General features: G+C 40.1%; 3 protein-coding genes. All 3 read right to left on the reverse strand.

The window, feature by feature from the left end; all coding sequences use genetic code 11:
• Positions 1 to 115 precede the first annotated feature (115 nt).
• The 3 genes from GO621_RS18630 to GO621_RS18640 all read right to left on the reverse strand — a co-directional run bounded on the left by GO621_RS18630 (position 116) and on the right by GO621_RS18640 (position 1,115).
• A complete protein-coding gene (locus GO621_RS18630; RefSeq protein ID WP_198170323.1) occupies positions 116 to 394 on the reverse strand; it encodes a transposase in 279 nt (92 codons plus the stop codon).
• Positions 372 to 602 (reverse strand): transposase, encoded by a 231-nt coding sequence (locus GO621_RS18635; protein WP_198170324.1) that lies wholly within the window; start codon positions 600 to 602, stop codon positions 372 to 374. Before GO621_RS18635 ends, GO621_RS18630 begins: the two co-directional genes overlap by 23 nt.
• A gap of 129 nt (positions 603 to 731) precedes the next feature.
• Positions 732 to 1,115: an IS110 family transposase gene (locus tag GO621_RS18640; protein WP_157569906.1), complete on the reverse strand. Its 384-nt coding sequence runs from the start codon at positions 1,113 to 1,115 to the stop codon at positions 732 to 734.
• Between the last annotated feature and the right edge of the window lie 241 nt (positions 1,116 to 1,356).

The raw sequence follows: 1,356 nt of genomic DNA on the forward strand, positions 1-1,356 counted from the left end.
AAAAAAAGGTACTGTTATCAATTCCAAATAAATAGACAAAAAAGTATTTTTGTATTTCAAAGAAGTTCAGCTCTCGAACTATCTTGCGTAGCCTCGGTCTTTGGGTCGGGGCTACTTAGTTTTCAATAAACTCCGTGTCGTTTTTCCATAAGGTGTACATCAGTGCCAGTAGCTTTCTTTGTATTGCAACCTGCCCGATCATCTTTGAGGTTTTCTTTTGAATTATTCTTAAGTAGTTTTCTTTTAATACAGGATTATACCTGCAAGCTACCATTGCAGGAAAGTAAAGTGCGTTTCTGATGTACCTGTTGCCTTTTTTGGATATTTTGGTCTTTCCTTTTATGGAGGTTCCAGACTCCCTCTGAACTACATCATAACCAGCATAACTGGACAAGTTGCTTGGCGCTGTTAAACTGCTCAAAGCCCATCGTTTCTGCCAAGGTCGTAACTATTGTTATCAGGCCAATACCTTTAATCGTATTCAGTTTATTGATCTTGGCTTTCAATTCCTTGTTCAATTCTATCAGCCTTTTTATCTCCTTAAGGCATTGCCCAATCTGCTTATCGATCTGGGCGATAAGCCCTTTATTACTTTTTATCATAAAGCTTTGGATTTCGTAAGAACAGTCCTTGCTGTGTTTAATATTGCCAAGGGCAGTCTTTTGCTCCTGTAATTGTACATAATACCTGGTCAGGTTCCTTAGCTGCAACAAGGCAGTTGGCGGTGGCGGTCAGGGCTTGTGGGCCCTTTCTGCCCCAAACTGGCTTAATACCCTGGCATCAACTACATCTGTTTTGGTCTTGATGTTCAGACTGGAAAAATAGTGCTTAGAAGTATTCGCCAATACTACATACACCGTCTTTTTTATCTTGTGAAGATGGTGCGCCAGGTTCTCGTAATACACCCCTGTAGCTTCCATTAAAAAAACAAGCTCAGTACCGGTGACGGTTACGCCCTTTATCCAACGGAGAAACTGGTTGTAACCCTTCGTTTCATTGCTGAAATTTAAAACCTTTGAGAACGTTAACTGACCGTCCTGCGAACGCTGACATACACATGCCGTGAATGTAGCTTTTGAGATATCAATCCCGATTGATTGTTTGATAATAGCCATGATAAAGAATTTAATCGTACCGACTTAATCCTCCTTCGTCTATTCTTTTGTTTTATCCTGGCTCGAAGTTACCGGCCTTAAGTACTGTTCAGACTCCTGAGAATAAAATCGTGTGGGCAATCCCTTTTTTACGGTATAACTCTTGTTTACCTAGCCCTGCTTGGCCTCACACGAATAGTCAATACATCTTGCATAACAACAATATAATGACCTTTCCTAAAATTCTCAGTAAAAATAAAAG

Origin of the sequence: Mucilaginibacter arboris, from assembly GCF_009754915.1 — a bacterium.
Taxonomy (GTDB): Bacteria; Bacteroidota; Bacteroidia; order Sphingobacteriales; family Sphingobacteriaceae; genus Mucilaginibacter_A; species Mucilaginibacter_A arboris.

Coding starts and splice junctions, on each gene's coding strand:
- GO621_RS18635 (WP_198170324.1), bottom strand. CDS start 602: ATGATAAAAAGTAATAAAGGGCTTATCGCCCAGATCGATAAGCAGATT.
- GO621_RS18640 (WP_157569906.1), bottom strand. CDS start 1,115: ATGGCTATTATCAAACAATCAATCGGGATTGATATCTCAAAAGCTACA.